Source organism: Mycolicibacterium hippocampi (genome assembly GCF_010723735.1).
GTDB classification, from domain to species: domain Bacteria; phylum Actinomycetota; class Actinomycetes; order Mycobacteriales; family Mycobacteriaceae; genus Mycobacterium; species Mycobacterium hippocampi.
This window is the reverse complement of sequence record NZ_BLLB01000002.1, coordinates 4,859,392-4,885,473: the sequence shown is the minus strand read 5'-3', so window position 1 is coordinate 4,885,473 and position 26,082 is coordinate 4,859,392. Positions and strand designations below refer to the sequence as shown.

The following is a 26,082-nucleotide window of genomic DNA, read 5'->3' as shown; positions in this document are numbered from 1 at the left end:
CGGTCACCGGAACCGCTTGAAGCAGCGCTGCGCGTCGCCGAGAACACCGACCCGGAACGCATCGATCCGGGAGAACCCGGACGGCACGGACTCGCCGTTGACGTCGCTGGCCACCAGGCCGTTGGTCAGGATCCCCGACACCGCCTCGTCGATGTCGCCTGCGGTCAGCGCGATGGTGTTGCCGTCGGGGGTGGTGACCTCCTTGCTCATCTTCACCGTCGCCACCCCGCTCAGGCAGGCCGTACGCAACGCGGCGGCGGCGGTGTCGAGCTCAACTCCGCCGTGTTCGAGCTGGATAGCGAGCATGTAACGGGACACCAGCACCGAATAGGCCATGTTGTCGCCGGTGGCCAGGTTGCTGCCATCGCGGGGGGTGCCCTGGGTGCCGAGTATCTCGAGCCCCGGCAGGTCGACGACGATGGTGTTCCTGGAGGGGCAGAACGATGCCGGCGGGCTGGGCCTGACATCGCCGCAGTTCTCTGCGTCGGCGGGGTCGAAGCTCAGTGCGGGGGGGTCGGCGGGCTCGAACAGGACCCCCATCGCATCGATGATGGAGCGCACCGAGTCCTCGGTCACCGCGAGCTCGCCCGTCTGGTCCTCGGGCAGCAGCACCGGGAGATCGCCACGCCGCTGGCCGATCTCCCGCAGGTCGATCGCCGCGCAGGCCGCCGGGCCGTCGGTGAAGCCGAACTGAAACGCCGAGACCCGCTCGAACGCCGAGCCGTGCTCGTCGTATCCGGCATCGGGATCACCCTCGTTGAGCAGCGGATCCCGGAACGAGATGACGCCCGCCAGCACGTTGTTGAGCCCTTCGCCGGTGCTCAGCGTGAAGCGCGGGGAGTTGTCTTCGGCCACCCAGCGCATGTACGCGCCGGACAGGCAGTCCGCCTGTTGCTCGTTGACCAACGTGGGGGTGCCCCGCTTCGACATGCCGGACAGCCGCGCCACGGCGTGGCCGTACTCGTGGGCGAGCACCATCACCACACCGATGTCGCCGTGCGCGGCCCGCAAGGACGGCAGCAGTTCGCCGCGGTCCCAGCCCAGGGTGCGGTCGGGATAGCAGAAGCCGGCGTTGACCAGCCCGTAGGTGCTGTCGCCGCAGAACTCCGCGTCGAAGCCGGCGGCATCCCAGGAGACCACGGCCCGCGCCGGGGTGAAGTCGTCGTCGAACGTCTCGGGGTAGGCGTCGTCCCAGTACTGCTCGATGTCACTGATCGCGGTTCCGGCCAGTTGGTCGATCTCGCCGCCGTCGGTGCCCTCGATGTCCCGGGTGGGCCCTTCGGCGTTGGGCCGCAGGCCGGTGGGCCCGTCGGTCGCCGGCATGCCGGCCACGCTGAACGGATCGTCGAACACCGATACCGCCTGGCCCTGCAGCGTTGTCGAGCAGGCGCTGCCGAGCAGCACCGAGCACGTCGCGATCGTGGCGCCGACGAGGTGACGCCGCCTTCTGTACCGACCCGTGGATCGACTCATGGACGACAGCCTCCCGATGGTCACTGCGCGGCCTGGGCGGCACGCACCGCAACGTTGCAGTCAGGATAGTGAATCGGCGGATGCCCGCACCTGGCGCAGGCGGATTCGGCCACGCTCAGGCCGGTGCTCGCAGCCGCTGCAGCGCCGCGCGCACCGACTCCCCGTCGGTCGTCGCCCAGAACGGTGGCAGGGACGCGCGGAGGAACCCGCTGTAGCGCGCGGTCACCATCCGCGAGTCCAGAACGGCGACCACGCCGCGGTCGTCCACCCGGCGTAACAGTCGGCCGGCGCCTTGGGCGAGCAGCAGCGCGGCGTGGCCGGCGGCCACGGCCATGAAACCGTTGCCGCCCCGCGCGGCCACCGCCCGTTGCCGGGCGGTCAGCAGCGGATCGTCGGGTCGGGGGAACGGAATCCGGTCGATCAGCACGAGCGACAGTGACGGGCCGGGGACGTCGACGCCCTGCCACAGCGACAACGTGCCGAACAGCGAGGTCGGCTCGTCGTCCGCGAAGCGCTGCACCAGTGCCGAGGTGGTGTCCTCACCCTGGCACAGCACCGGGGTGTCCAGGCGGTCCCGCATGATCTCGGCGGCGGCCTTGGCCGCCCGCATCGAGGAGAACAGCCCGAGTGTGCGTCCGCCGGCGGCGGCGATCAACGACTCGATCTCGTCGAGTTGCTCGGCCGACCCGGTGCCGTCACGCCCCGGCGGCGGCAGGTGCGCCGCGACGTAGAGGATCCCCGATCTGGCGTGGTCGAACGGGGAGCCCACGTCGATGCCCCGCCACGTGACTTCGGCCTCGTCGCCGCGATCGAGGCCCCACGCCGAGGCCATCGCGTCGAAGTTGCCGCCGACGGTCAGCGTGGCCGACGTCAGCACCGCAGTCGAACGGCCGAACAGGCTGGCGCGCAACAGGCCTGCCACCGACAGCGGGGCCACCCGCAGGGTCGAGCGGGCACCGGCGCGGGCATCCTCGGTCTGCTCGATCCACACCACGTCGGAGCGGTCGGGGATGGCGGGAACAAAAGAGCTGAGGACCCGGGACGCGGTGTCGGCGACGTCGGAGAGCGCGGTCGCCGCCTCGGCGCGCGCCGCGGCGGCCTTCGGGTCATTGGGTGCGGTGTCGATCGAGGTCCTGGCCCCTGCCGCGGCGTCCCGCAGCACCGTCAGGTAATTCGTCAGCTCCTCGTCGAGTACGTCGATGCGGCCCGGCCGGGCGTCGAACAGCGCCGAGGAGAACGTCGCGATCGCCCCCTCCAGCCGCTGTGCGAGTTCGGGGGCGACTATCCGGGCCGCGCGGCGCTGCGCGATGCCCAACGACGCCGCCGAGAGCTCTGCGGTCGCCACGCCGGTGACCCGGTCCACCAACTCGTGGGCCTCGTCGACGATCAGCAGGTCGTGCTCGGGCAGGACGTTGGCCTCGCCGATCGCGTCGATCGCCAGCAAGGCGTGGTTGGTGACGACGATATCGGCGTGGCCGGCCCGGTCGCGGGCGCGTTCGGCGAAACAATCGGTGCCGAACGGGCAGCGGGACACCCCGATGCATTCCCGAGCCGACACGCTGACCTGCGACCACGACCGGTCGGGGACCCCGGGGGCCAGCTCGTCACGGTCGCCGGTCTCGGTGCTCGACGACCACTTGATCAGCCGCGCCACGTCGCGCCCCAGGGCGCTGGCCGCGACGGGGGAGAAGAGTTCCTCCTGCGGTAGGTCCTCCGGTGCCGGCGGAGCGCCGTCGGAGCCCGCTTGACTGCCGTTGTGAATCTTGTTGAGACACAGGTAGTTCCCCCGCCCCTTGAGAAGAGCGAACTCCGGCCTGCGGGGCAGTGAGCCGGCCAGCGAGTCGGCGAGTCGAGGCAGGTCGCGGTCGACCAGCTGACGTTGCAGGGCGATGGTCGCGGTCGACACGACCACGGGGCGGTGATCTGCCAGCGAGTGCGCGACCGCGGGCACCAGGTAGGCCAGCGACTTGCCGGTGCCGGTGCCTGCCTGTACCGCGAGGTGCTCACCGCGTGCGAAAGCATTGGTCACCGCCTCGGCCATGGCGATCTGCCCGGCGCGTTCCGTCCCGCCCAGTGCGGCCACAGCGTGGGCCAGCAGCTCGGTGACCTCAGGCATCCGCAGCCCCGTTTCTCAGCGTCCGCGCCGTGTCGGCGCGATCAGCCGAGTCGGAATCGCCGGGTCTCCTTTGGAGAGCTTCAGACCGTCCCACGGAAGGCTGTGCAGACCCTCGCCGACGCGTTCCCGCGCGGCGTGCACGTCGAGGTCGGCGACCGGCTCCCCGCCGCGCACCAGCGGTGCCGTCAGCTGTCGCCAGACCAGGCCCGGGGATGGGGGCGGTGGTTCGTCGGCCGGGTACACGACTTCCTCGACGACGGTCCCGGATCCCTTGGCCACCCGGGCCGCGCATTTGCGCCCGCCGTAAGATTCCTTGTGGCTGCTGCGTTTCTCGACGGGGATGTCGTCGACTTCGACCAGCTTGTAGACCATGTTGGCGGTCGGGGCGCCCGATCCGGTGACCACCGACGTGCCGACACCGTAGGAGTCGACGGGTTCGGCGCGAAGTGCGGCGATGGCGAACTCGTCCAGGTCGCCGGAGACCACGATCCGGGTCTCGGTGGCGCCGAGACCGTCGAGCTGTTCGCGTACCTGACGGGCCAGTACACCGAGGTCGCCGGAGTCGATGCGGACGGCCCCCAGTCGGGGCCCCGCGACCTCGACGGCGTTGGCGACCCCGGTGGTGATGTCGTAGGTGTCCACCAGCAGCGTCGTCTCGACACCCAGTGCAGCGACCTGGGCTCGGAACGCCGCCTTCTCCCAGTCCGACGGCGACTGCCCCTCGCCGTCGGTGGTGTACAGCAGCGTGAAGGCGTGGGCGCTCGTCCCGAGCGCCGGCACCCCGTAACGGCGCTTGGCCTCCAAGTTCGACGATCCGGCGAATCCGGCGAGGTAGGCCGCGCGTGCCGCTGCGACGGCGGCGTGTTCGTGGGTGCGCCGGGAGCCCATCTCGATCAGGGGGCGGCCGTCGGCGGCGCCGACCATGCGGGCAGCGGCCGAGGCGACGGCGGTGTCGTGGTTGAAGATCGACAGCGTCAGCGTCTCGAGGAGCACGCATTCGGCGAAGGTTCCGTGAACGGACAGCACCGGCGACCCGGGGAAGTACAGCTCGCCCTCCGGGTAGCCGTCGATGTCGCCCCGAAACCGGTACCCTGCCAGGTACTCGAGGGTGTCGGTGTTTAGGAAGTCGTCCAGTGAGTTCACCGTGGGTGCGTCGAACCTGAACTCCTGCAACGCTTCCACGAGTCTGGCGGTACCGGCGGTGACGCCGTAGCGCCGTCCTTCGGGAAGGCGCCGGGCGAACACCTCGAACGTGGCGCGCCGGTGCGCGGTACCGTCCTGCAATGCCGCGGCGAGCATCGTCAGTTCGTACTTGTCGGTCAGCAGCCCCAGCGGCAGACCCGGAGACGAGGCCGGGGGCGATCCAGTCACCCGTCAACCGTATCGGTTCGGCGCACGGATGTGGCCCCGGTATTCTTGGGCGCATGGTCACGCCGGCGAAGGCCCGTCCGGGAACCCGCGAAGAACGCGACGTCGCCACCGTCCCGCGGGACGAGGTCGCCCCCGACAGCCCGTGGGTGACGCTGGTCTGGGACGATCCGGTGAATCTGATGACCTACGTGACCTATGTGTTGCAGAAGCTGTTCGGCTACTCCGAACCGCATGCCACCAAGCTGATGCTGCAGGTCCACAACGAGGGCAAGGCGGTGGTCTCGGCGGGCAGTCGGGAGTCGATGGAGATCGACGTGTCCAAGCTCCACGCCGCCGGGTTGTGGGCGACGCTGCAACAGGACCGCTGAGGAGATTGTGCGTAAGTGGAAGCGGGTCGAGGGCGCCGACGGCCCGCGGTTGCGGTCGGCGCTGGCCGCACACGAAGCCGAGTTGTTGAGCAGCCTGGTGACCTCCCTGCTCGGAATGCTCGAGGATCGCCAGTCCTCGGCTCCGACCGACGAGCTTGCCGAGATCACCGGAATTCGAACTGGCAATTCGGTTCCGCCGGAAGACGATACGATGAAGCGTCTGCTGCCGGACTTCTATCGGCCGGCGACCGAACATCCTGCCGGGTCCGGTGCCGCGGAGAGTCTCAACAGCGCGCTGCGCGGCCTGCACGAGCCGGCCATCATCGACGCGAAACGTGAAGCGGCGCAACGCCTGCTGGACACCGTCCCGGCGGGCGGCGGGAAGTTCGAACTGACCGAGGACGACGCGCAGGCCTGGGCCACCGCTGTCAACGACGTGCGGTTGGCGTTGGGCACGATGCTCGACATCGGCGCCGACGGGCCCGATCGGCTGCCCGCCGACCATCCGATGGCCGGGCACCTCGACGTGTACCAGTGGCTGACGGTGTTGCAGGAGTATCTGGTGCTGAGCCTGATCGACGGGGGCCGCTGATGAGCGCTTGCGCGAAGAACAGAAGACGCTGATGAGCGCTTGCGCGAAGAACGAAGAGCGTTAGTGGTCGGCGCGATCACCGATGTCAGCGGTATCCGCGTCGGTCACCACCACATGCTCGACTCCGACGCAGAGCTCGGCTCCGGCTGGGCGAGCGGCACGACCGTCGTGCTGACCCCTCCCGGCACTGTCGGCGCGGTCGACGGTCGCGGGGGAGCGCCCGGGACGCGCGAAACCGACCTGCTGGACCCGAGCAACTCGGTGCGCCATGTCGACGGTGTGGTGCTCTCCGGGGGCAGCGCCTTCGGGCTCGCCGCGGCCGACGGCGTGATGACCTGGCTCGAGGAGCACGACCGCGGGGTGGCGATGGACGGTGGCGTGGTGCCGATCGTTCCGGCCGCGGTGGTCTTCGATCTTCCCGTCGGGGGCTGGCGGTGCAGGCCCACCGCGGAGTTCGGATATCTCGCGGCCCAACGGGCGGGCACCGAGGTCGCGGTGGGCACCGTCGGGGCGGGCGTCGGGGCGCGGGCCGGGGTGCTCAAGGGCGGCGTGGGCACCGCCTCGGTGACCCTCGACTCCGGGGTGACCGTCGGCGCGCTCGTCGTTGTCAACTCCGCCGGCGATGTCGTCGACCGCGGCACCGGGCTGCCCTGGCTGGCGTATCAGATCGCGGAGTTCGGGCTGGTGCCGCCGCCGGCCGACGAGCTGGCGGCCTACGCCGAACGGCGCGCCGAGTTCAGCCCGTTGAACACCACGATCGCCGTGGTGGCCACCGATGCCGCGCTCAGCCCGGCGGGTTGTCGCCGGATGGCGGTTGCTGCGCATGACGGGCTGGCGCGCACCATCCTGCCGTGCCACACCCCGCTCGACGGCGATACGGTGTTCGCATTGGCCACCGGCGCGGTAGAGGTCGATCCGGACCCGACGACCCCCGCGTCGATGTCCCCGGAAGTGCCGCTGATCACCGCGATCGGCGCAGCCGCCGCGGACTGTCTGGCCCGCGCGGTGCTCGTCGGAGTGCTGGCCGCCGAGTCGGTCGCCGGAATACCCACCTACCGTTCCCTGTTGCCGGGAGCGTTCGGGATGAGAGGAAGCTCGTGAAGGAGGCGCAGTGTTGACGATCCGTGCCGACCTGGTCGACGCGATGGTCAGCCATGCCCGTGCCGACCATCCCGACGAGGCCTGCGGGGTCATCTCCGGGCCCGAGGGGTCCGACCGTCCGGAGAACTTCATCGCGATGCTCAACGCGGAGCGCTCGCCGACGTTCTACCGGTTCGATTCCATGGAGCAATTCCGGGTGTGGAAGGCGATGGAAGAGGCCGACGAGGCGCCGATCGTGATCTATCACTCACACACCGGTACCGAGGCCTACCCGAGCCGGACCGATGTCGCGATCGCCGCCGAACCCGACGCCCACTACGTGCTGGTGTCCACCCGTGACCCCGACGAGCACGAGTTGCGCAGTTACCGCATCGTGGACGGCGTCGTCACCGAAGAGCCCGTCAAGATCGTCGACCAGTACCAGTAGGAGAAACCTGTGCCCGATTCAGCCAACGTCACCGTTTCGATCCCGACCATTCTGCGCACCCACACCGGTGGTGAGAAGCGCGTCAGCGCCTCCGGCGACACGCTGGCCGCGGTGATCAGCGATCTGGAGGCGAACTATTCGGGGATCACCGAGCGGATCGTCGACGGCGAGAAGCTGCACCGGTTCGTCAACATCTACGTCAACGACGAGGACGTCCGGTTCTCCGGCGGCCTGGACACCGCGATCTCCGACGGGGACTCGGTGACGATCCTGCCCGCCGTCGCCGGTGGCTGACATGGTCGGGGTGACGGCGACATGACCAGGTACGACTCGCTGCTCGAAGCGCTCGGGGGTACCCCGCTGGTCGGGCTCCAGAGGATCTCGCCGTCCTGGGCCGGCTCACCACACGTGCGGCTGTGGGCCAAGCTCGAGGACCGCAACCCGACCGGGTCAATCAAGGACCGCCCCGCGTTGCGGATGATCACCGACGCCGAGCGCAGCGGTCTGTTGCAGCCCGGGGCCACGATCCTGGAGCCGACCAGCGGCAACACCGGTATCTCCCTGGCGATGGCCGCGCTGCTCAAGGGCTACCAGATGGTCTGCGTGATGCCGGAGAACACGTCGATCGAGCGTCGTCAGCTGTTGGAGCTCTACGGTGCCCGGATCATCTACTCTCCGGCCGAAGGTGGCTCCAACACCGCGGTCGCGCACGCCAAAGAGCTTGCGGCAGAACATCCCTCGTGGGTGATGCTGTACCAGTACGGTAACCCCTCCAATGCCGCCGCACACTACGACGGCACCGGCCCGGAGTTGCTCGCCGACCTGCCCGAGATCACGCACTTCGTGGCGGGCCTCGGTACCACCGGCACGCTGATGGGCACCGGCCGGTACCTGCGCGAGCACGTCCCCGGCGTGCAGATCGTCGCCGCCGAACCGCGCTACGGCGAGGGCGTTTACGCGCTGCGCAACATCGACGAGGGCTTCATCCCGGAGCTGTACGACCCCGACGTGCTGACCACCCGCTTCGCCGTCAGCTCCTATGACGCGGTGCGACGCACCCGCGAGCTGGTGCAGTCCGAGGGGATCTTCGCCGGTATCTCCACCGGCGCGATCCTGCACGCCGCGCTCGGCATGGCCGCCAAGGCGGTCAAGGCCGGTGAGCGGGCCGACATCGCGTTCACCGTGTGCGACGCCGGGTGGAAGTATCTGTCGACCGGCGCCTACGCCGGTAGCCTGGATGACGCAGAGGACGCGCTGGAAGGGCAGCTATGGGCTTGAGGGTTCGCCGATGAGTCTGCCGGGCGGCTATCCGGGCATGGCCGGACCGCCCGCGCAGCCGAAGAAACGCCCGGCGTGGGTCGTCGGGATCGTCACCATCGTCTCGTTCGTGTTCCTGCTCTGGGTGATCGAGCTTTTCGACGCGTTGACCGGGCACCAGCTCGACGACAACGGAATTCGGCCGCTGGAGACCGACGGTCTGACCGGCATCCTGACGGCACCGCTGTTGCACGCCAATTGGGAACACCTGATCGCCAACACCGGCCCGGCGCTGGTGCTCGGGTTCCTGGTGACGCTGGCCGGGCTGTCCCGGTTCCTGTACGCGACCGCGATCATCTGGATCGTCGGCGGGCTTGGCACGTGGCTGATCGGCAATTTCGGCGCACCGGTCTACAACGGCGTGGTGATCGAGACCAACCACATCGGCGCCTCGGGTCTGATCTTCGGCTGGCTGGCGTTCCTGATCGTTTTCGGGTTCTTCACCCGCAACATCTGGGAGATCGTCATCGGCGTGGTGGTGCTGTTCATCTACGGCAGCATCCTGCTCGGCGTGCTGCCCGGGACGTTCGGGGTCTCGTGGCAGGGCCATCTGTGCGGGGCGCTGGCGGGTCTGCTCGCCGCCTATCTGCTGTCCGGGCCGGAACGCAAGGCGCGTGCGCTGCGGCGCCCGGTGCGGCCGCCGTCGCTGAACACATGACCTCACCGCAGGCCCCGATCGGGATCTTCGATTCCGGAGTCGGGGGGCTGACCGTCGCGCGGGCGGTCATCGACCAACTCCCCGATGAGGACGTCATCTACGTCGGGGACACCGGCAACGGACCTTACGGCCCGCTGACGGTTCCGGAGATCCGCTCCCATGCCCTGGCCATCGGTGACCATCTCGCAGACCGCGGCGTCAAGGCGCTCGTGATCGCGTGCAACACCGCGTCCTCGGCCTGCCTGCGCGACGCCCGCGAGCGGTACGCGCCGGTGCCGGTGGTCGAGGTCATCCTGCCCGCGGTGCGCCGGGCCGTGCGCTCCACCCGCAACGGGCGCGTCGGGGTGATCGGCACGGCTGCCACCATCGCCTCGGGCACCTACCAGGACGCGTTCGCCGCGGCCCGCGACATCGAGGTGTTCGGGGTGGCGTGTCCGCGTTTTGTGGACTTCGTCGAACGCGGGGTGACCAGCGGCCGACAGGTGCTGGGGCTGGCCGAGGGGTACCTGGAGCCGTTGCAACGCGCCGAGGTGGACACGCTGGTGCTCGGCTGCACCCACTACCCGATGCTGTCGGGCCTGATCCAGTTGGTGATGGGCGACGACGTGAGCCTGGTGTCCAGCGCCGAGGAGACAGCAAAGGATCTGCTGCGGGTGCTCACCGAGAACGACTTGCTCAAGCCGCATCCCGAGCCGGGGGCGCCCCGGGCGCTGCGGCTTTTCGAAGCTACCGGTGATCCCGAGGCTTTCACCGCCCTGGCAGCACGATTTCTGGGCCCGTCGGTGAACGGGGTCCGGCCGGTCGAACGTCACCTCGGCGCGCGAACATGACGTTCCTCGCCGAAAGCGGCGATGTTTTCGCCATGCAGATCGCGGGCATGGCAAGCTAGTGGGCGTGCGAATCACCGTACTGGGTTGTTCCGGCAGTGTGGTCGGCCCCGATTCGCCCGCCTCGGGATATCTGGTGACGGCGCCCGACACACCGCCGCTGGTCCTCGACTTCGGCGGGGGGGTGCTGGGTGCGCTGCAACGCCACGCCGACCCCAACTCCGTGTATGTGTTGCTCTCCCATCTGCACGCTGATCACTGTCTGGACATGCCCGGGCTTTTCGTCTGGCGCCGCTACCATCCGTCACCGGCGCCTGAGCGGGGCATCGTGTACGGACCCGCCAACACCTGGGCGCGACTGGGTGCCGCCTCTTCGCCGGAGGGCGGCGAGATCGACGACTTCAGCGATATCTTCGACCTCCGCCACTGGGTGGACAACCAGCCCGTGCAGATCGGATCGCTGACGGTGCTGCCGAGGCTGGTGTGTCATCCGACCGAGTCCTACGGCATGCGCATCACCGATCCGTCCGGGGCCACGATGGTCTACAGCGGCGACACCGGTTACTGCGACGCCCTGATCGATCTGGCCCGCGGCGCCGACGTCTTCCTCTGTGAAGCGTCGTGGACTCATTCGCCGTCGCGGCCGCCCAGGCTGCACCTATCGGGTACGGAAGCCGGACGGGCCGCCGCGCGGGCAGGCGTGTCCGAGTTGCTGCTCACCCACATCCCGCCGTGGACGTCGCGCGAGGACGTCATCAGCGAGGCCAAAGCGGAGTTCGACGGTCCGGTGCATGCCGTGGTGTGCAACGAGTCTTTTGAGGTCACCCGCTCCTGAACCGCGGCCCGGCGCGGGTCGGGTGACCCGATAGGGTTGCCCCGTGTCCAGACGAGAAGACGGCCGACTCGACGACGAACTGCGCCCGGTCACCATCACCCGCGGCTTCACCTCTCACCCCGCGGGATCGGTGCTGGTGGAGTTCGGTCAGACCCGGGTGATGTGCACCGCCAGCGTCACCGAGGGCGTGCCCCGCTGGCGGAAGGGCTCCGGCCAGGGCTGGCTGACCGCGGAATACGCGATGTTGCCCGCCGCCACGCACGACCGCTCGGACCGCGAATCGGTCAAGGGCCGCGTGGGTGGACGGACCCAGGAGATCAGCAGGCTGGTCGGCCGGTCGCTGCGCGCCTGTATCGATCTGGCCGCGTTGGGCGAGAACACCATCGCGATCGACTGCGACGTGCTGCAGGCGGACGGCGGAACCCGCACCGCGGCGATCACCGGCGCATACGTGGCGCTGGCCGACGCCGTGACCTACCTGTCCGCGGCGGGCCGGCTTTCGGACCCGCGGCCGCTGTCGTGCGCGATCGCCGCGGTCAGTGTGGGCGTCGTCGATGGCCGCATCCGTGTCGATCTTCCCTATACCGAGGACTCCCGCGCCGAGGTGGACATGAACGTCGTGGCCACCGACACCGGCACGCTGGTCGAGATCCAGGGCACCGGTGAAGGCGCGACGTTCCCGAGGTCGACGCTGGACAAGATGCTCGACGTCGCGATGGTCGCCTGCGATCAGCTGTTCGACGTTCAGCGGCAGGCGTTGGAGCTGCCGTATCCCGGTGTCCTGCCCGAGTCGGCAGAGCCCACGAAGAAGGGGTTCGGAAGCTGACGCGGGTGACCCGGCTGCTGGTGGCCAGTCGCAACCCGAAGAAGTTGGCCGAACTGCGCCGGGTGCTCGACAGGGCGGAACTGTCTGGGCTGACGCTGCTGTCGCTCGACGACGTGCCGGCGTTCGACGAGGCGCCCGAGACGGGGGCCACCTTCGAGGAGAACGCGGTGGCCAAGGCGCGCGACGGTTTTGCGGCCACGGGGTTGCCCACGGTGGCGGACGATTCCGGGCTGGCGGTTGATGCGCTCAACGGGATGCCGGGGGTGCTCAGCGCGCGCTGGTCGGGACGGCACGGCGACGATGCCGCGAACACGGCTCTGCTGCTGGGACAGCTGGGTGATGTCCCCGACGAGCGGCGCGGGGCGGCCTTCGTGTCGGCGTGCGCGCTGGTGTTCGGGCCCGGGGACGCCGACAACTCGGTGGTCCGCGGCGAGTGGGTGGGCAGCATCGCGCGGGAGCCCCGCGGCGACGGGGGGTTCGGCTATGACCCGGTCTTCGTCCCCGACGGGTCGACGAGGACGGCAGCCGAGCTCAGCCCAGAGGACAAGGACTCGGTCTCACACCGCGGCCGTGCGCTGGCGGCGTTGGTGCCGGCGCTGCGAGCCCTCGTCGCGGAGAGTTGAGGTCTGGTCACCCGGTGCAGGAGCCACGCCGCGGGGATCGTCAGGGCCAGGGTCGCGGCGATCAGCCCGGGCATCGAGCCGGTGAACAGCGGCCAGCCCAGCACCAGGTGCATCACCAGCGCCATGGCAACGACGTGCACCAGGAAGATCTCGTAGGAGATCTCACCGAGCCAGACCATCGGCCTGCTCGCCAGCAGGCGCGAGTACCAGCCGGGGGAGCCCAGCGCCAGCGGTGCCACCGCCAACGTCGCGATCACCGCATACAGCAGCGACTTCGTGACCGGTGCCCATGTCGGTTCCGGCCCGGGCGGGGCACCGCCGATCGGTGTCGACACCACCAGATACAGGGCGACCGCGACAGTGACCGCCACCGCTGCCCGGCAGTGGGCGCCCATCGCCTGCAGCACCGCCAGGGCCATGCCACCGACGAACCAGGCGAGGTGCGCGGGAAGCCACATGCCCGCGGAGTTCGGCAGCATCTCGGTGCTGACGACGAGGACCAGCCATGCCGGCGTGATGGCGGCGAGCGCGGCGAGCCCGGTCAGCAGGAGTGCCGGTCGCCACTGCCCGCGGCACAGCACCCGCAGCAGCAGATATGCCAGCGCGGGAAGGGCGGCGTAGAAGGCGACTTCGACCGCCATGCTCCACATCTGTGACAGCCCTGGATGCAGCATCGTCGTCAGGTAGTCGTCGGTGTAGATCTGGGTGAACGTCAGGTGGCGCAGCAACCCGTGCCAGGTCTGACCGGGGTTCGGGCCGGGGGCGAAAACGATGTAGATCTCGAAGGTCGCGACCACCGTGAGCACGTAGGCCGGGACCACGCGGCGCACCCGGTGCCGACCGTAGCGCGTCACGGACGGAGCCGGGCCGCCGTGCGCAGCCGCGCGCACCCAGGGGCGGAACAACAGGTATCCGGAGAGCACGAAGAAGATCGCGACACCGATCTCCAGACGTGCGTAGATCCCGCCGAGATAGCCGTGGGTGAGGTAGCCGGTCGCGAATGCCGCGTGGGTGCCGACGACGAGGAGCGCGGCGACGGCACGCATACCGGTCAGGGCGGGAATTCGAGACGAGTGTGAGTTGCTGCTACCCGCCGGGGCAGCGCTGCGGCGCATCGCGGTGCCGGCTGTCACCGCATCGAGTCTAGCGAGCTCAGATGCCGAACTGAGCCTTGATGTTCTGGGTCTGGAAGTGCTCGACGATGATGCCGACCAACGGAATCGTGCCGGCGAGCAGCACTCCGACGGTCTTGGCGATCGGCCAGCGGACCTTCACCGCGAGGTTGGCGGTGAACAACAGGTAGATGAAGTAGACCCACCCGTGCACGACCGCGATCCAGCCCAGCGAATCGTCGTTGAAGGCGTACTTCATCACCATCTCGTAGCACAGCGCGATCAGCCAGATGCCTGTCGCCCAGGCCAGCACTCGGTAGCCGAGTAACGCCTTGCGAATGCTCTCCACGGAGGTGATGGGCGAGGGGGAGTCGGGTGCTGTCACGTACCAGTTCCTGTCAGTCTCATGTCGTCTTCTTTCGATCGTCACTGTCGGCCTTCGCCAGGTCGGCCAGGTAAGCGTTGTACTCACTCAGGGTGGGGTCGCCGTCGATGTGGCTCGCCGGCGCCGGCCGTTCGGGCAGCAATCCGGCGGGGATCTCGGTCTGCTGCGAGGGTGGTTCCGGAGGCGCCTGCTCGTAGCGGACGAACTTGAAGTAGGCATACACACAGAAGCCGGCGAACAGCGGCCACTGCAGTGCGTACCCGAGGTTCTGGAAGTTGCCGGAGGTCGATTCGAAGCGGGTCCACTGCCACCACGCCAAGGCGAGGCAACCGCCGGCGGCGGCGATCACCAGCAGGACGAGCGCAGGCCTGCTACGCCGTGTAGTGGACACGTCTAAACGGTACCGCGCTACCATCGAAGCGCTGCGGGCGTGGCGAAATTGGCGATACGCGCGGGCTTTAGGTGCCCGTGTTCGAAAGAACGTGTGGGTTCGAGTCCCACCGCCCGCACTCGATCATCGGATGTCTGCGGCTTACGCCGCGCCGATCAGGCGGGCGCGTCGGCAGGGAGTTCGGTGGCCTGGGCCTTGAAGCACAAGATGCTCGCGGTGAAGCTCAGTACCGCGGCGACTCCGGCGAGGACCGCCATCAGAGTCTCGGACATCCCCCAGCTCGCCAGGCCGAACGCAACCGCGATGATGGCGGTGACCAGGAGAAACAGGCCGGTTGTAGCGAGGGTCTCGGTGAACGGGTCGTCGGGGTCGTAGCGGCTTTCGGCCATCTCGGCCATGGGTTCTCCTAGTGCGCGTACCGGGTGATGCATCGTTGTTACCCACGCGTACGGCGACGAAACCATCAGCCGGGGCGATGGAGTCTCAGCTCACCTTTTGCGCACCGGGAGACCGTTGCGCTCGGCCAGGGAGCGCAGCTGCCGGAGGGCGAACTGACGGTTGCGGCCGCTCTCGGGCAGCACTATCCCGGCCCACAAGCCCTCCGCTCCGGGCGTGACGCATGCCTCTTTGGCGCACTGCCAGCGCCGGGGACAGGCCCGGCAGAGGGCTTTGGCGCCGTCGTCGGGGGCGGTCATCCACCGGTCGGGGTCGCGTGTGCACGGCGCGGTCCACGCTTCCTCTGTGATCGACACCGGATGCACGGACACCCTCCCTCCCGTCGTGGACAATACGCTTGTATTGTACTAACGGTACAGCTGTACTGTCGAATTGCTTGGGGTGACGTTGACTACGGTGGCCAGGACTACGGTGGCCAGTGTGAGTTCGAAACCGGACCGGACCGGGCCGGAAGAACCGCGCAACATCGAACGGATTCGTGTTGCGGCCCTGCGGTGCTTCGCGGCCCAGGGCACGTCGCGGACGACGCTGCGGGGGGTGGCGGCGGCGGCGGGAGTGTCCCTGGGGCTGGTGCAACATCACTTCGCCACCAAGGCCGGTCTGATCCAAGCGGTCGACGAGGGTGTCCTGGATCTGGTGATCACGCCGATGGCCCAGCCGATCCCCGAGGGCGCGGTGGACTCGATCGCCGAGATCGGCAAGCGGGTGAACCGGATCTTCGTCGAGCACCCCGATGTCGCGGCCTATGTCAGCCGGGCGCTCGTCGACGGCAGTCCGTTGGGGGCGACGATCTTCGACGCGTTGTTCGCGTTGGGTAAGGCTCGCTGGGAGCAGCGCGCGGAACGCGGGGAAACCCGGCCGGACATCGATCTGACGTGGGCCGCCCTCAACGGCATCGTGCTCGCGCTCGGTGCTGCCAGTCTGAGCGCGCACATCGACCGGCAGCTTCCCGAGCCGTTCACCTCTCCTTCGCAACTCCAGCGATGGCAGGCGTCCGTGGATTCACTGCTCCGCGAAGGTCTGTTCCGCCGACCCGGTGCCGACTGAGTCTGCTTGGGTCCCGGTGACCCGTTTGTGGTAGGCGGACGGTGTTTCCCCGCAGAACTGGGCGAACGCACGGGTGAACGAGCTGACGCTGTCGAAACCGACGGCTGTGGCGGTTTCCTGCACTGACTGCATCGGGGCCGCGAGAAGGGCCATCGCCCGCAGCATCCGGGCATGCAGCAGGTACGTGCGCCATGACATGCCGAGGGTGTCGGAGAACAACCGGCGAAGTGTTCGCTCCGAGACCGAGACCGCCCGGCTGACCTGTGCACAGGTCACCGCGTCGAGGTGGCTTTTGGTGAAGTCCATCGCGGCGGCGACCATCGGGTGCTCCGATGTCGGAAGGCTCAGTGGTGCTTCGTGTTCGAGTGCCTCGCCGACGAGTGCGGCCAGGGTGCGGAAGAACCCGTCGGACATCTCCTCGTCGCGGGCCGCGCCGCGGCTGCGGTCGATCGGCCAGCGCAGCGCGTAGATCATCATCTCCCGGATCAGCGGGGAGACGGCCAGGATGCGGGCACGGTCACCGCCGTCGGCGATCATCGTCCGGTCGAACATCACCGCCACGGTCTTGACGTCGGGGTTCATCACCGCCTGGTGATCCAGGCCCGCCGGAATCCAGGCCGCCTGCTGCGGTGGCAGTAGGTAGTGCGCGGAGTCGGTTTCGACTTCGACCACCCCGTGCAGCGCGTACTCGATCTGGTGCACCTCGTGGGAGTGCCATCCGGTGATCAGCGCGTCGCCTTGGTAGAGGTAACTCCCGCCCCGCGCGGAACCGCCGCGCCGAAGCTCGATGACGCGGCGGGGCATGTTGGCCGCGTCGGACAAGACTCTGTCCGAAGACGCAGAGACGGTCATGTCCAACCACGGTACTAGTGGAGATATGAAGACCGAAGACCTGATCCTGGTGAGCATCGACGACCACGTGGTGGAACCGCCGGACATGTTCCTCAACCACGTCCCGGCCAAGTACAAGGCGGAAGCGCCGATCGTGGTGACCGACGACAAGGGCGTCGACCAATGGATGTACCAGGGCAGGCCGCAGGGCGTCAGCGGCCTCAACGCCGTGGTGTCGTGGCCGCCCGAAGAATGGGGACGCGACCCCGCCGGATTCGCCGAGATGCGACCGGGTGTCTACGACGTGCACGAGCGCGTCCGGGACATGAACCGCAACGGGATCCTGGCGTCGATGTGTTTCCCGACCTTCACCGGCTTCTCCGCCCGGCACCTCAACATGCACCGCGAGGACGTGACGCTGGTGATGGTGTCGGCCTACAACGACTGGCACATCGACGAGTGGGCCGGTTCGTACCCGGACCGTTTCATCCCGATCGCCGTGCTCCCCACCTGGAATCCGGAAGCCATGTGCACCGAGATCCGCAGGGTGGCCGCCAAGGGCTGCCGCGCGGTGACGATGCCGGAACTGCCGCACCTGGAAGGACTTCCGAGCTACCACGACGACGAGTACTGGGGTCCGGTGTTCCGCACCCTGTCCGAAGAGCAGGTGGTGATGTGCCTGCACATCGGGACCGGTTTCGGCGCGATCAGCATGGCGCCCAACGCGCCGATCGACAACCTGATCATCCTGGCCACCCAGGTGTCGGCGATGTGTGCGCAGGATCTGTTGTGGGGCCCGGCCATGCGCAACTACCCCGACCTGAAGTTCGCGTTCTCCGAGGGCGGCATCGGGTGGATCCCGTTCTATCTCGACCGCAGCGACCGGCATTACACGAACCAGAAATGGCTGCGTCGCGACTTCGGCGACAAGTTGCCCAGCGACGTCTTCCGGGAACACTCGCTGGCCTGCTACGTCACCGACAAGACCTCGCTGAAGCTGCGCCACGAGATCGGCATCGACATCATCGCGTGGGAGTGCGACTACCCGCACTCGGACTGCTTCTGGCCCGACGCGCCCGAGCAGGTGCTGGCGGAGTTGAACGCCGCAGGCGCCGACGACTCGGACATCAACAAGATCACCTGGCAGAACTCCTGCCGGTTCTTCGGCTGGGATCCGTTCGAGCGCACTGCCCGCGACCAGGCGACCGTTGGGGCGCTGCGGGCCAAGGGCGCCGACGTCGACGTGTCGATCCGGCCCCGCGCCGAGTGGGCCCGCCTCTACGACGAGAAGCAGTTCGCGCAGGCGTGAGTCAGCGCCACCAAGCACGCCGAGAACCGACTTTTGCAGACTTCTTCTCGAAAGTTGGTTACAAAAGTCGGATCTCGTGTGCAGTTCCCCGGTGCGAGTGAGTCAGCTGAAGCGGGCCCGCAGGGCGCGCAGCGGCGACCGCCGCGCCGGGGTCGCGGAACGCCGCACCGCGTACGGCCAGGGCTGGTTGCGCTCGGGAACCGCTTCCGTGCGGACGTATTTCAGCTGAGCGCGCAGATGTGCGCGTAGCTCGTGCAGGTCGGGATCGGTCCAGCGGTTGTGTGCCTCCACCGGATCGGCGGTCAGATCGTAGAGCTCCCACTGATCGTCGAGGGGGTCGCTGCGGAACATCGGACCACCCATCCCGTCGGCGGCGAGATGGCGGACACCGGGTTCGGTCCAGGTGCCCGGGTCGTCGAACGTCCGCACCAGCTTCCACAGATGTCCGGCGCCTCCGGGCGCGGCGTCGTCGTCCACGCGCCCGACAAGGCCCTCGAAGTTGGCGGCGGTGTGTGCCGGAATCCGGATACGCAATGGCGCAGGCGGATTCGCGGTCAACTTCAGCGCGCGTGCCGCGCCTGAGGCGCCGGTGTCGCCTTCGAGGACGTTGTCGCGGGTCATCAGGTACACCGTCCGGGTGTCGTCGGCGGGTGCGCCCTCGACGACCGGCATGAGATCACGACCCGGCAGTGGGTGCACCTCCGAGAAGGTCTCGGCCAGCGTGGCGGCGACGGCGTCGACGTCCACACCGGCCGCTGACAGCAACGTCGGGACCAGATCGACGTGCGAGGTCGGCGCCGACACCGAGCGCGCAGGCGTCGGGTGGGACCCGACCCTGGCGATCACGAACGGCACCCGGGTCGCCTCGTCGTACAGGTTGAACCACTTCTGGTGCAGGCCGCCGTGGGCGCCGAGCAGGTCGCCGTGGTCGGCGGTGCGGACCATGACCGTGTCGTCGGGCCCGTCGGCGGAGCCACCCTCGGTGACCGCGCGGCGCACCCGGTCGATCGGGGTGTCGACCTCGGCGTGCAGTCGGTAGTAGAGATCCCGGTACTGCTGCGCGTTTCGCCGATAGGTCCGCTCGATGACCCGCGCCGGACCGTAGCCGGAGTAGTACGACTCGCGGAAGGCGATCTGTGCGGCCGGTTTGGTGGCCAGGTCCTCATCCGCTGTCGGCGCGGGCGGGACGTGCGGCGGGTCCAGTGGGGAGGGCTCGACCGGATTGCGCCGCACCCAGCCCGGGAACAACACGATGTCGTGCGGGTTGACGAAGCTGGCCACCAACAGGAACGGTCGGAGTGCGGCGGCGTCGCCTGCGCGACGTCGCGCGTAGCGGTCCTCGAGCCAGGCGACCACCCTGTCGGCGATCAGCGGATCGCGACGGATGCCGGCATTCGCCAGGGCCGCCCCGTGTGGCTCCGGGCCCACCCATCCCGAGAAGCCATATGCGGCAAGGGGATCTGCTTCCAGATAGCGACGTACCGCCTCGGCGTCGATGACCCCGTCGTCGTCGTTGGTGGCCAGGGGTCTCCCGGTGGCCGGATCGATCAGGTCGGCGTGCGAGATGTGCCATTTGCCGTCGTAGTGGGTGTCATAGCCCGCGGCGCGGAACCAGTTGCCGAGTGTGGGGACCTCGCCGCGGCGCAGCCAGCGCAACCGTGAGTCGTCGGCGGCCTTGCCCAGGCCGTCGGTCTGGGTGACGCCGTGCAGGTCGGGGTAGTGCCCGGTGAACATCGTCGGGCGGCTGGGCACACAGGCCAGTGAGCCGGTGTAGTGCCGGATGAAGCTGACGCCGTTGTCGTCGAACCATTTTCGCCCGGTGAGCGTCTGGTCACGCCACGTGGTGATCGACGCGGTTTCGTACGGCGGGGCCGCGCGTTCCTCGTCGGTCATCACGATGACGATGTCGGGTCGATCACCGCTGGTTCTGGCAGTCATCGGGTCTCCTCACAGTGCTCGGCCAACGAGTCCAGTAGCGCCGCGGAGCGCTTCGCCACCAGCCGGGCGCCGATCCTCTCGGCGACCGGGCGCAGCGGACTTGGTTTCATCCGGACGGTGCTGGTGAGCGTCACGGTAGTGCGCCCAGGGCCGTCGGGCCGCAGATCCCACCGATTCGACGCCGACATCGGACGCGGCACGCCTGATATCTCATAGGCGATGAGGTGCGGCGGGGCAAAGGCCACGATCGTCTCGACGAGTGTGTCGGATCCGACCTGCACCCGGCGGGTCATGCCGAGCGGGTCACCGTCGGCGGCGTTGCCGAGCAGACAGGAATGGTCCACACCGTCGGCCCACGTGCTGAGCGAGCCGAAATCCGCCAGCACCGCCCAGATCTTTTCCGTGTCGGCAGCGATCGTGCGGGTACGGCTCACCTCGGACATCACCTCATCCAACCCCGCGGCGCGTCGTCGCGCCAGATCAGCTGGTGCGCGTGCCGCCGAGAACGGTACGGGTGATCGACTCGGCCCGGTGGTGGGCGAACGACCGCCCCTCGGTCAGGATGGCGTAGACGACGCCGCCGACGATGGCGTCGGCGGCGTCCTGGGCGGTGCGGTGGTCGAAGCCGTCGGTCAGCAGTCGTTGGTGCACCGTCTCGTGCAGCGGGGTGCTGAACCCCGCGCGTAGTCGGGCTGCGGTGTCGGGATGCTCCATCCCGGCGGTGGTGAGGATGCGCAACATGGCGTTGCCGCGGGCCGTCGTCAGGGTTGTGGCGAGGCCGACCGCCCACGTGCAGAGGTCGGTGGTGACGTCGTCGGTCCTGGTGACCGGCCGCAGGATCTTGTCGGCGTCCTCCAGGATGACATCGGCCACGAGGGCGTGCCTGCTGGGCCACCAGCGGTAGATCGTCTGCTTCCCGACACCGGCGCGCGCGGCCACCGCCTCGATGCTGAGCTTGTCGAAGCCCCGTTCGAGCAGCAGTTCCCGGGTGGCGCCGACGATCGCCATGCGCGACTTCTCGCTGCGCCGCCGCGGCGCAGTGGCCTGGGTGGTCATCAACCGACCCTGCGCTTTACACCCTGAGACATCGCCCGTAGTCTGCCACAAGACGAGACGTTGCGTCTCGTGAAATCGTGTGGACGAACGGGGCGATGGTGGGAACGAAGCTGGTGATCGGGGCCAGCGGCTTCCTCGGGTCGCACGTCACCAAGCAGCTGGTCGCGCGTGGTGACGACGTGCGCGTGCTGATCCGCGCCACCAGCTCGACGCGGGCCATCGACGGGCTGCCCATCGACGTCCGCCACGGCGACGTCTTCGACACCGCGTCGTTGCGCACCGCCATGGACGGCTGTGATGTCGTCTACTACTGCGTGGTCGACGCGCGACCGTGGCTGCGTGACCCCGCACCGTTGTGGCGGACCAATGTCGACGGTCTGCGCACGGTGTTGGACGTGGCTGTGCAGGCCGACCTGACGCGGTTCGTCTTCACCAGCTCGATCGGCACCATCGGCAGATCCGAACACGGGCTCGCCGACGAGAACACCGTCCACAACTGGCTCGACGTGGGCGGCGACTACATCGGCTCCAGGGTGGCCGCCGAGAAGCTGCTGCTGCAGGCCTGTCGTGACAGGGGCCTGCCCGGCGTGGCGATGTGCGTGGCGAACACCTACGGACCGGGCGACTGGTTGCCGACCCCTCACGGCGGCCTGCTGGCCGCCGCGGTCCGCGGGAAGCTGCCGTTCTACATCGACGGCTACGAGGCCGAAGTCGTCGGTGTCGAGGATGCGGCGAAGGCCTTGCTCCTCGCCGGCGAGCACGGGCGCATCGGTGAACGCTACATCGTCTCCGAACGATTCATGAGCACTCGGGAGATCCACGAGACCGCCTGCGATGCAGTGGGTGTCGCACCGCCGCGGTGGGGGGTGCCGATCCGCCTGATGTCGGCAGCCGGCTACGTCAGCAGTGCTATCGCCGGTCTGCGGGGCGCCGACACCAAGTTGACGCCGCTCAACATCCGCCTGATGCACATCATGACCCCGTTGGATCACACCAAGGCCGTCCGGGAACTGGGCTGGCAACCGCGGCCCACACCCGAGGCGATCGTCGCGGCAGCGCAGTTCTTCCGCGAAGCACACCGCCGGCCCGCGGCCGCAGAGGAATCACGATGACGATCGGACTCACCCCCGAGCAGCAGCAGCTGGCCGAGGCGGTCACCCAGTTCGCCGCACGCCACGCACCCATCGAGAAGACACGGGGCACGTTCGACTCGCTCGCCGCCGGCGATTTGCCGCAGTGGTGGGACGACTTCGTCGTCAACGGTTTCCACGCGGTGCACCTGCCCGAGCAGGTCGGTGGACAGGGCGGCACGTTGATGGACACGGCGTGCGTGGTGGAGGCGGCGGCCACCGCGATGCTGCCCGGGCCGGTGGTGCCCACGGTGACCGCCGGCGCGATCGTGCTGTCGGCCGACCGGACACCGGATGCGCAGGCGCTGCTGGTCCGACTGGCTCAGGGCGCCTCGGCAGCGGTCGTCCTACCGGATGGCCGGGGGCTTCGAGCGGTATCGAGCCACGACGGCTGGACGGTGAGCGGTGCGTCGGCGGCGACCCCGGGGCTGTGCTCGGCGCAGGTGATCGTCGTGGGTGCCCAGTGCGACGACGGCACGCTCTGGTTCGCGCTCGACCCGTCCGCGCCCGGTGTCGGCATCGATGTGCTCAACGGCACCGACAAGACGATGGATGTCGGGACAGTGCGGCTCGACGGATATTCGTGCACAACGGATTCGGCGCTCACCGGGATCATCGACGAGGAGGCCCGCTGCCTGACCGTGGCGCTGACCGCCGCCGCCGCATCCGGAACCATCCGTTGGTGCGTCGACGCGGTCACCGCTCACCTGCGTACCCGCGAACAGTTCGGGAAACCGATCGGTGCGTTCCAGGCGCTCCAGCACCAGGCCGCGATGCTGCTGGTCAACAGCGAACTGGCAACCGCAGCGGCGTGGGACGCCGTCAGGTCGACAAGCGAGGGCGCCGAGGGCGGCGAATGTCTTGCGCAGCAACGGATCGCGGCGGCGGGAGCGGCGCTCATGGCGGTGGCTCCGGCGCCGGATCTCGTTCTCGACACGCTGACCATGTTCGGTGCGATCGGCTACACCTGGGAACACGACCTACATCTGTACTGGCGCAAGGCCACCGGTCTGGCGGCGTCGATCGGCCCCGCCGGTCGCTACGCCCACGCACTGGGTGGCCTGTCCCGCACCGAAACACGGGATGTCGCAGTCAAACTGGGCGACGTCGACGACGGGTTCCGTCAACAGGTCGCCGCGGTGCTCGACGAGGCGCAGAAGCTTCGAAACGACCGGCCGGGTCGGCAGGGAGACTACGAGAACCTCGCCACCGGGCCACAACGCACACTGATCGCGGAGTCAGGGCTGATCGCCCCGCACTGGCCGCGGCCGTGGGGCGTCAACGCCACCCAACTGCAGCTGCTGATCGTCGATGAGGAGTTCGCCAAGCGTCCCGATCTCGTCAGACCGTCTCTCGGCATCGCCGAATGGATCCTGCCCACGCTGATCAGCTCGGCTTCCGAGGACCTCCAGAACAGGTTCATCCCGGCCACGCAGCGTGGCGAGCTGGGTTGGTGCCAGTTGTTCAGCGAGCCGGGTGCCGGTTCGGACCTCGCCTCGCTGACGACCAGGGCCACCAAGGTCGACGGCGGCTGGTTGGTCAACGGCCACAAGATCTGGACCTCATCTGCCCACACCGCGGATTTCGGGGCCCTGCTGGCGCGCACCGACCCCGATGTGGCGAAGCACCGCGGTCTGGGCTACTTCATCGTGGACATGCGATCCGAAGGCATCGAGCTGCAACCCATCCGGCAGGCAACCGGTCAGTCACACTTCAACGAGGTGTTCCTGACCGACGTCTTCGTGCCCGACGAGATGCTGCTGGGTGGACCGACCGACGGGTGGAACCAGGCGATCGCGACGATGGCGCAGGAGCGGGTGGCGATCAGCGGCTACGTCAACTTCGACCGCGCCAGCATCCTGAGGCGCCTGGCCGACGACGCCGGGCCGGACCACGACCGGGTGCTGTCCGCACTCGGTGATGCCGATGCCTACGCCAACGCGATCAAGGTACTGGCCCTGCGCGAGGTCATCCGGCTGCTCGACGGGCAGGCGGCGGGGCCGGCGTCGAGTATCGCGAAGGTCGCGATGAACGTGATGCTGCGCCGCACCTTCAAGGCCACCCTCGAACTCACCGCCCCGGCAGCGCTGACCGAGGACGCTGGCCCCGGGGGACTGTCGGTGGTCGAACCGTATTTCCACCTGCCGGCCGAGCTGATCGGCGGGGGGACCAAGGAAATCCAGCTCAACATCATCGCTCAGATGATCCTCGGACTGCCCCGCAAGTGACGCGGGGCTTCAACGGAAGTGAGTGCACATGGGGTTGCGCGGAGATGCCGCGATCGTCGGCTACGTGGAGCTGCCTCCCGAACGGTTGAACAAGGCCACGCCGGCCCCTTTCATGCTGGAGCAGTGGGCCGAGTTGGGTGCCGCCGCGCTGGCCGACGCCGGACTTGCCGGCGAGTCGGTGGACGGCATCGTCACCTCACACCTGAGTGAGTCGGAGATCTTCGTGCCGTCGACAGTCACGGAATACCTCGGCGTCCGGGCGAATTTCGCCGAGCTCGTCGATCTCGGGGGAGCCAGCGCGGTGGGCATGGTGTGGCGCGCGGCCGCCGCGGTCGAGTTGGGAATCTGCGACGTGGTGCTGTGCGCGATACCCGCGCGCTACATCACCCCGACCTCGGAGAAGAAGCCCAAACCGCTGGTGGACGCGGTGTTCTTCGGCGCGTCGAGCAACCAGTTCGGCTCTCCGCAGGCAGAATTCGAGATTCCGTACGGCAACCTCGGTCAGAACGGTCCGTACGGTCAGGTCGCCCAGCGGTATGCCTCGGTCTACGGCTACGACGAGCGTGCGATGGCCAAGATCGTCGCGGACCAGCGCTTCAACGCCAACCACACCGAGGGCGCGATCTGGAGAGACACGCCGCTGACGGTCGACGATGTGCTGGCAAGCCCGGTCATCGCCGATCCGCTGCACATGCTCGAGATCGTGATGCCGTGCGTCGGGGGCGCCGCTGTGGTGGTCGCCAGTGCCGACGCCGCGGCCCGGTCGACGAACCGTCCGGTGTGGATCAAGGGGTTCGGCGAGCAGGTGCCGTACAAGACGCCGACCTACGCCGAGGATCTGTTGCAGACGCCCATCATCCGGGCCGCCGATACCGCGTTCGACATGTCTGGGTTGACCCGCCAACAGATGGACATGGTCTCGATCTACGACTGCTACACGATCACGGTCCTGCTGAGCCTCGAGGATGCCGGCTTCTGCGAGAAGGGCAAGGGGATGGAGTTCGTCTCCCAGCACGACCTGACCTTCCGAGGCGACTTCCCCCTCAACACCGCGGGCGGCCAACTCGGTTTCGGTCAGGCGGGCAACGCCGGGGGCATGCACCACGTCTGTGATGCCACTCGTCAGATCATGGGCCGTGCCGGCGCCGCCCAGGTGGCCGACTGCCACCGGGCCTTCGTCTCCGGAAACGGTGGCATCCTGTCCGAACAGACCACGCTCGTACTGGAAGGGGACTGACGGTGAGCAGCGCGATGTTCCAGCGACCGATGCCTGTCAAAACCCCTACCAGCGCCCCGTTCTGGGATGCGCTGGCCGAACACCGGGTGCTCATCCAGTACTCACCGTCGTCGCAGTCCTATGTCTTCTACCCGCGGGTGCGTGCGCCGAGAACCCTCGCCGACGACCTGGAGTGGCGCGAGATCTCCGGCATGGGCACGGTGTACGCCTTCACCGTGGCCCGCCGTCCCGTCGGCCCGCACTTCGCCGACGCGGTGCCGCAGCTGCTGGCGATCGTCGAGTGGGACGAGGGCCCGCGATTCTCGACCGAACTGGTCAACGTGGACCCCGAGGACATCTCGGTCGGCATGCGGGTCCGACCGGTGTTCTGCGACTATCCCGAACACGACGTGACCATGCTCCGATACGAACCCGCGCCGAGCTGATCA

Annotated in this window: 28 protein-coding genes, 1 tRNA gene and 1 pseudogene; 18 read left to right on the top strand and 12 right to left on the bottom strand. The window is 68.5% G+C overall.

The features are described 5' to 3' along the window. Positions 1–3: 3 nt before the first annotated feature. From G6N53_RS24470 to G6N53_RS24460, 3 genes are all read right to left on the bottom strand, one after another. A complete protein-coding gene (locus tag G6N53_RS24470; RefSeq protein ID WP_163893397.1) occupies positions 4–1,473 on the bottom strand; it encodes a neutral zinc metallopeptidase in 1,470 nt (489 codons plus the stop codon). A 115-nt stretch (positions 1,474–1,588) separates the two neighbouring features. Then, complete coding sequence (locus tag G6N53_RS24465) at positions 1,589–3,589, bottom strand: ATP-dependent DNA helicase (RefSeq protein WP_163893394.1); 2,001 nt, start codon at positions 3,587–3,589, stop codon at positions 1,589–1,591. A 15-nt stretch (positions 3,590–3,604) separates the two neighbouring features. Then, positions 3,605–4,960 (bottom strand): nicotinate phosphoribosyltransferase, encoded by a 1,356-nt coding sequence (locus G6N53_RS24460; protein ID WP_371870862.1) that lies wholly within the window; start codon positions 4,958–4,960, stop codon positions 3,605–3,607. 53 nt (positions 4,961–5,013) lie between these two features. Between G6N53_RS24460 and clpS the strand changes: the two genes are divergently transcribed. The 11 genes from clpS to rdgB all read left to right on the top strand — a co-directional run bounded on the left by clpS (position 5,014) and on the right by rdgB (position 12,534). Continuing rightward, complete coding sequence (gene clpS, locus G6N53_RS24455) at positions 5,014–5,328, top strand: ATP-dependent Clp protease adapter ClpS (protein WP_159230728.1); 315 nt, start codon at positions 5,014–5,016, stop codon at positions 5,326–5,328. Between the two features lie 7 nt (positions 5,329–5,335). Further along, a complete protein-coding gene (gene aosR, locus G6N53_RS24450) occupies positions 5,336–5,920 on the top strand; it encodes an oxidative stress transcriptional regulator AosR (protein ID WP_163893392.1) in 585 nt (194 codons plus the stop codon). A 63-nt stretch (positions 5,921–5,983) separates the two neighbouring features. Beyond that, complete coding sequence (locus G6N53_RS24445) at positions 5,984–7,021, top strand: P1 family peptidase (RefSeq protein WP_163893389.1); 1,038 nt, start codon at positions 5,984–5,986, stop codon at positions 7,019–7,021. 10 nt (positions 7,022–7,031) lie between these two features. Next, the gene (locus G6N53_RS24440; RefSeq protein ID WP_163893385.1) at positions 7,032–7,448 is read left to right on the top strand and encodes a M67 family metallopeptidase; all 417 of its coding nucleotides are present in this window, start codon (positions 7,032–7,034) and stop codon (positions 7,446–7,448) included. Positions 7,449–7,457: 9 nt separating this feature from the next. After that, positions 7,458–7,742, top strand: coding sequence for a MoaD/ThiS family protein (locus G6N53_RS24435; protein WP_163893382.1), 285 nt, complete (start codon positions 7,458–7,460; stop codon positions 7,740–7,742). Positions 7,743–7,763: 21 nt separating this feature from the next. Next, entirely contained in the window at positions 7,764–8,726 is a 963-nt protein-coding gene (locus tag G6N53_RS24430; RefSeq protein WP_163893380.1) for a cysteine synthase, read from the top strand. A gap of 10 nt (positions 8,727–8,736) precedes the next feature. Beyond that, complete coding sequence (locus G6N53_RS24425; protein ID WP_163893376.1) at positions 8,737–9,423, top strand: rhomboid family intramembrane serine protease; 687 nt, start codon at positions 8,737–8,739, stop codon at positions 9,421–9,423. Further along, positions 9,420–10,253, top strand: coding sequence for a glutamate racemase (gene murI / locus G6N53_RS24420; RefSeq protein WP_163893373.1), 834 nt, complete (start codon positions 9,420–9,422; stop codon positions 10,251–10,253). Before G6N53_RS24425 ends, murI begins: the two co-directional genes overlap by 4 nt. Positions 10,254–10,311: 58 nt before the next feature. Continuing rightward, complete coding sequence (locus tag G6N53_RS24415) at positions 10,312–11,085, top strand: cyclic nucleotide-degrading phosphodiesterase (protein WP_163893370.1); 774 nt, start codon at positions 10,312–10,314, stop codon at positions 11,083–11,085. A 43-nt stretch (positions 11,086–11,128) separates the two neighbouring features. Beyond that, positions 11,129–11,911, top strand: a complete 783-nt coding sequence (rph, locus tag G6N53_RS24410) for a ribonuclease PH (protein WP_163893367.1) — start codon at positions 11,129–11,131, stop codon at positions 11,909–11,911. A 5-nt stretch (positions 11,912–11,916) separates the two neighbouring features. Continuing rightward, a complete protein-coding gene (rdgB, locus tag G6N53_RS24405; RefSeq protein WP_163893364.1) occupies positions 11,917–12,534 on the top strand; it encodes an RdgB/HAM1 family non-canonical purine NTP pyrophosphatase in 618 nt (205 codons plus the stop codon). A gap of 26 nt (positions 12,535–12,560) precedes the next feature. Here the strand turns inward: rdgB and G6N53_RS24400 are convergent. The 3 genes and pseudogenes from G6N53_RS24400 to G6N53_RS24390 form a co-directional block, all read right to left on the bottom strand. Then, positions 12,561–13,649, bottom strand: a pseudogene (locus tag G6N53_RS24400) (acyltransferase family protein); the annotation flags it as partial. A 37-nt stretch (positions 13,650–13,686) separates the two neighbouring features. Continuing rightward, on the bottom strand, positions 13,687–14,031 hold the full coding sequence (locus G6N53_RS24395; protein ID WP_163893361.1) for a DUF3817 domain-containing protein: 345 nt from the start codon (positions 14,029–14,031) through the stop codon (positions 13,687–13,689). A 19-nt stretch (positions 14,032–14,050) separates the two neighbouring features. Beyond that, positions 14,051–14,422, bottom strand: coding sequence for a hypothetical protein (locus G6N53_RS24390; RefSeq protein WP_163893358.1), 372 nt, complete (start codon positions 14,420–14,422; stop codon positions 14,051–14,053). A gap of 33 nt (positions 14,423–14,455) precedes the next feature. Here G6N53_RS24390 and G6N53_RS24385 point away from each other — a divergent pair. Further along, positions 14,456–14,540, top strand: a tRNA-Leu gene (locus tag G6N53_RS24385). 37 nt (positions 14,541–14,577) lie between these two features. Here G6N53_RS24385 and G6N53_RS24380 read toward each other — a convergent pair. Together G6N53_RS24380 and G6N53_RS24375 are read right to left on the bottom strand one after the other, a co-directional pair. Next, positions 14,578–14,820, bottom strand: coding sequence for a hypothetical protein (locus G6N53_RS24380; protein ID WP_163893356.1), 243 nt, complete (start codon positions 14,818–14,820; stop codon positions 14,578–14,580). Between the two features lie 90 nt (positions 14,821–14,910). Further along, positions 14,911–15,183 (bottom strand): WhiB family transcriptional regulator, encoded by a 273-nt coding sequence (locus G6N53_RS24375; protein WP_163896333.1) that lies wholly within the window; start codon positions 15,181–15,183, stop codon positions 14,911–14,913. A gap of 115 nt (positions 15,184–15,298) precedes the next feature. Between G6N53_RS24375 and G6N53_RS24370 the strand changes: the two genes are divergently transcribed. Beyond that, positions 15,299–15,925 carry a TetR/AcrR family transcriptional regulator gene (locus tag G6N53_RS24370; RefSeq protein WP_371870861.1) on the top strand — a complete coding sequence of 209 codons (627 nt, stop codon included), beginning with the start codon at positions 15,299–15,301 and terminating at the stop codon, positions 15,923–15,925. Here the strand turns inward: G6N53_RS24370 and G6N53_RS24365 are convergent. Beyond that, entirely contained in the window at positions 15,881–16,777 is an 897-nt protein-coding gene (locus G6N53_RS24365) for an AraC family transcriptional regulator (RefSeq protein WP_163893353.1), read from the bottom strand. The genes G6N53_RS24370 and G6N53_RS24365 overlap by 45 nt on opposite strands. 25 nt (positions 16,778–16,802) lie before the next feature. Here G6N53_RS24365 and G6N53_RS24360 point away from each other — a divergent pair, with 25 nt between their 5' ends. Continuing rightward, positions 16,803–18,065 (top strand): amidohydrolase family protein, encoded by a 1,263-nt coding sequence (locus tag G6N53_RS24360; protein ID WP_163893350.1) that lies wholly within the window; start codon positions 16,803–16,805, stop codon positions 18,063–18,065. A gap of 102 nt (positions 18,066–18,167) precedes the next feature. On the opposite strand, the gene G6N53_RS24355 is transcribed toward G6N53_RS24360, so the two are convergent. From G6N53_RS24355 to G6N53_RS24345, 3 genes are read right to left on the bottom strand one after another with little or no spacing between them, the layout of a single operon-like run. Then, entirely contained in the window at positions 18,168–20,003 is a 1,836-nt protein-coding gene (locus G6N53_RS24355) for a sulfatase-like hydrolase/transferase (RefSeq protein WP_163893349.1), read from the bottom strand. Then, on the bottom strand, positions 20,000–20,446 hold the full coding sequence (locus tag G6N53_RS24350; RefSeq protein ID WP_163893347.1) for an SRPBCC family protein: 447 nt from the start codon (positions 20,444–20,446) through the stop codon (positions 20,000–20,002). The genes G6N53_RS24355 and G6N53_RS24350 overlap by 4 nt, the downstream gene beginning before the upstream one ends. A gap of 37 nt (positions 20,447–20,483) precedes the next feature. Continuing rightward, complete coding sequence (locus tag G6N53_RS24345) at positions 20,484–21,059, bottom strand: TetR/AcrR family transcriptional regulator (protein WP_163893345.1); 576 nt, start codon at positions 21,057–21,059, stop codon at positions 20,484–20,486. 95 nt (positions 21,060–21,154) lie between these two features. Here G6N53_RS24345 and G6N53_RS24340 point away from each other — a divergent pair, with 95 nt between their 5' ends. From G6N53_RS24340 to G6N53_RS24325, 4 genes are read left to right on the top strand one after another with little or no spacing between them, the layout of a single operon-like run. Further along, positions 21,155–22,171, top strand: coding sequence for an NAD-dependent epimerase/dehydratase family protein (locus G6N53_RS24340; protein WP_163893342.1), 1,017 nt, complete (start codon positions 21,155–21,157; stop codon positions 22,169–22,171). Then, on the top strand, positions 22,168–24,417 hold the full coding sequence (locus tag G6N53_RS24335; RefSeq protein WP_163893340.1) for an acyl-CoA dehydrogenase family protein: 2,250 nt from the start codon (positions 22,168–22,170) through the stop codon (positions 24,415–24,417). The genes G6N53_RS24340 and G6N53_RS24335 overlap by 4 nt, the downstream gene beginning before the upstream one ends. Positions 24,418–24,445: 28 nt before the next feature. Beyond that, positions 24,446–25,654: a thiolase family protein gene (locus G6N53_RS24330; protein ID WP_163893339.1), complete on the top strand. Its 1,209-nt coding sequence runs from the start codon at positions 24,446–24,448 to the stop codon at positions 25,652–25,654. Between the two features lie 14 nt (positions 25,655–25,668). Next, positions 25,669–26,079: a Zn-ribbon domain-containing OB-fold protein gene (locus tag G6N53_RS24325; protein ID WP_163896329.1), complete on the top strand. Its 411-nt coding sequence runs from the start codon at positions 25,669–25,671 to the stop codon at positions 26,077–26,079. The last annotated feature ends 3 nt before the right edge of the window (positions 26,080–26,082 follow it).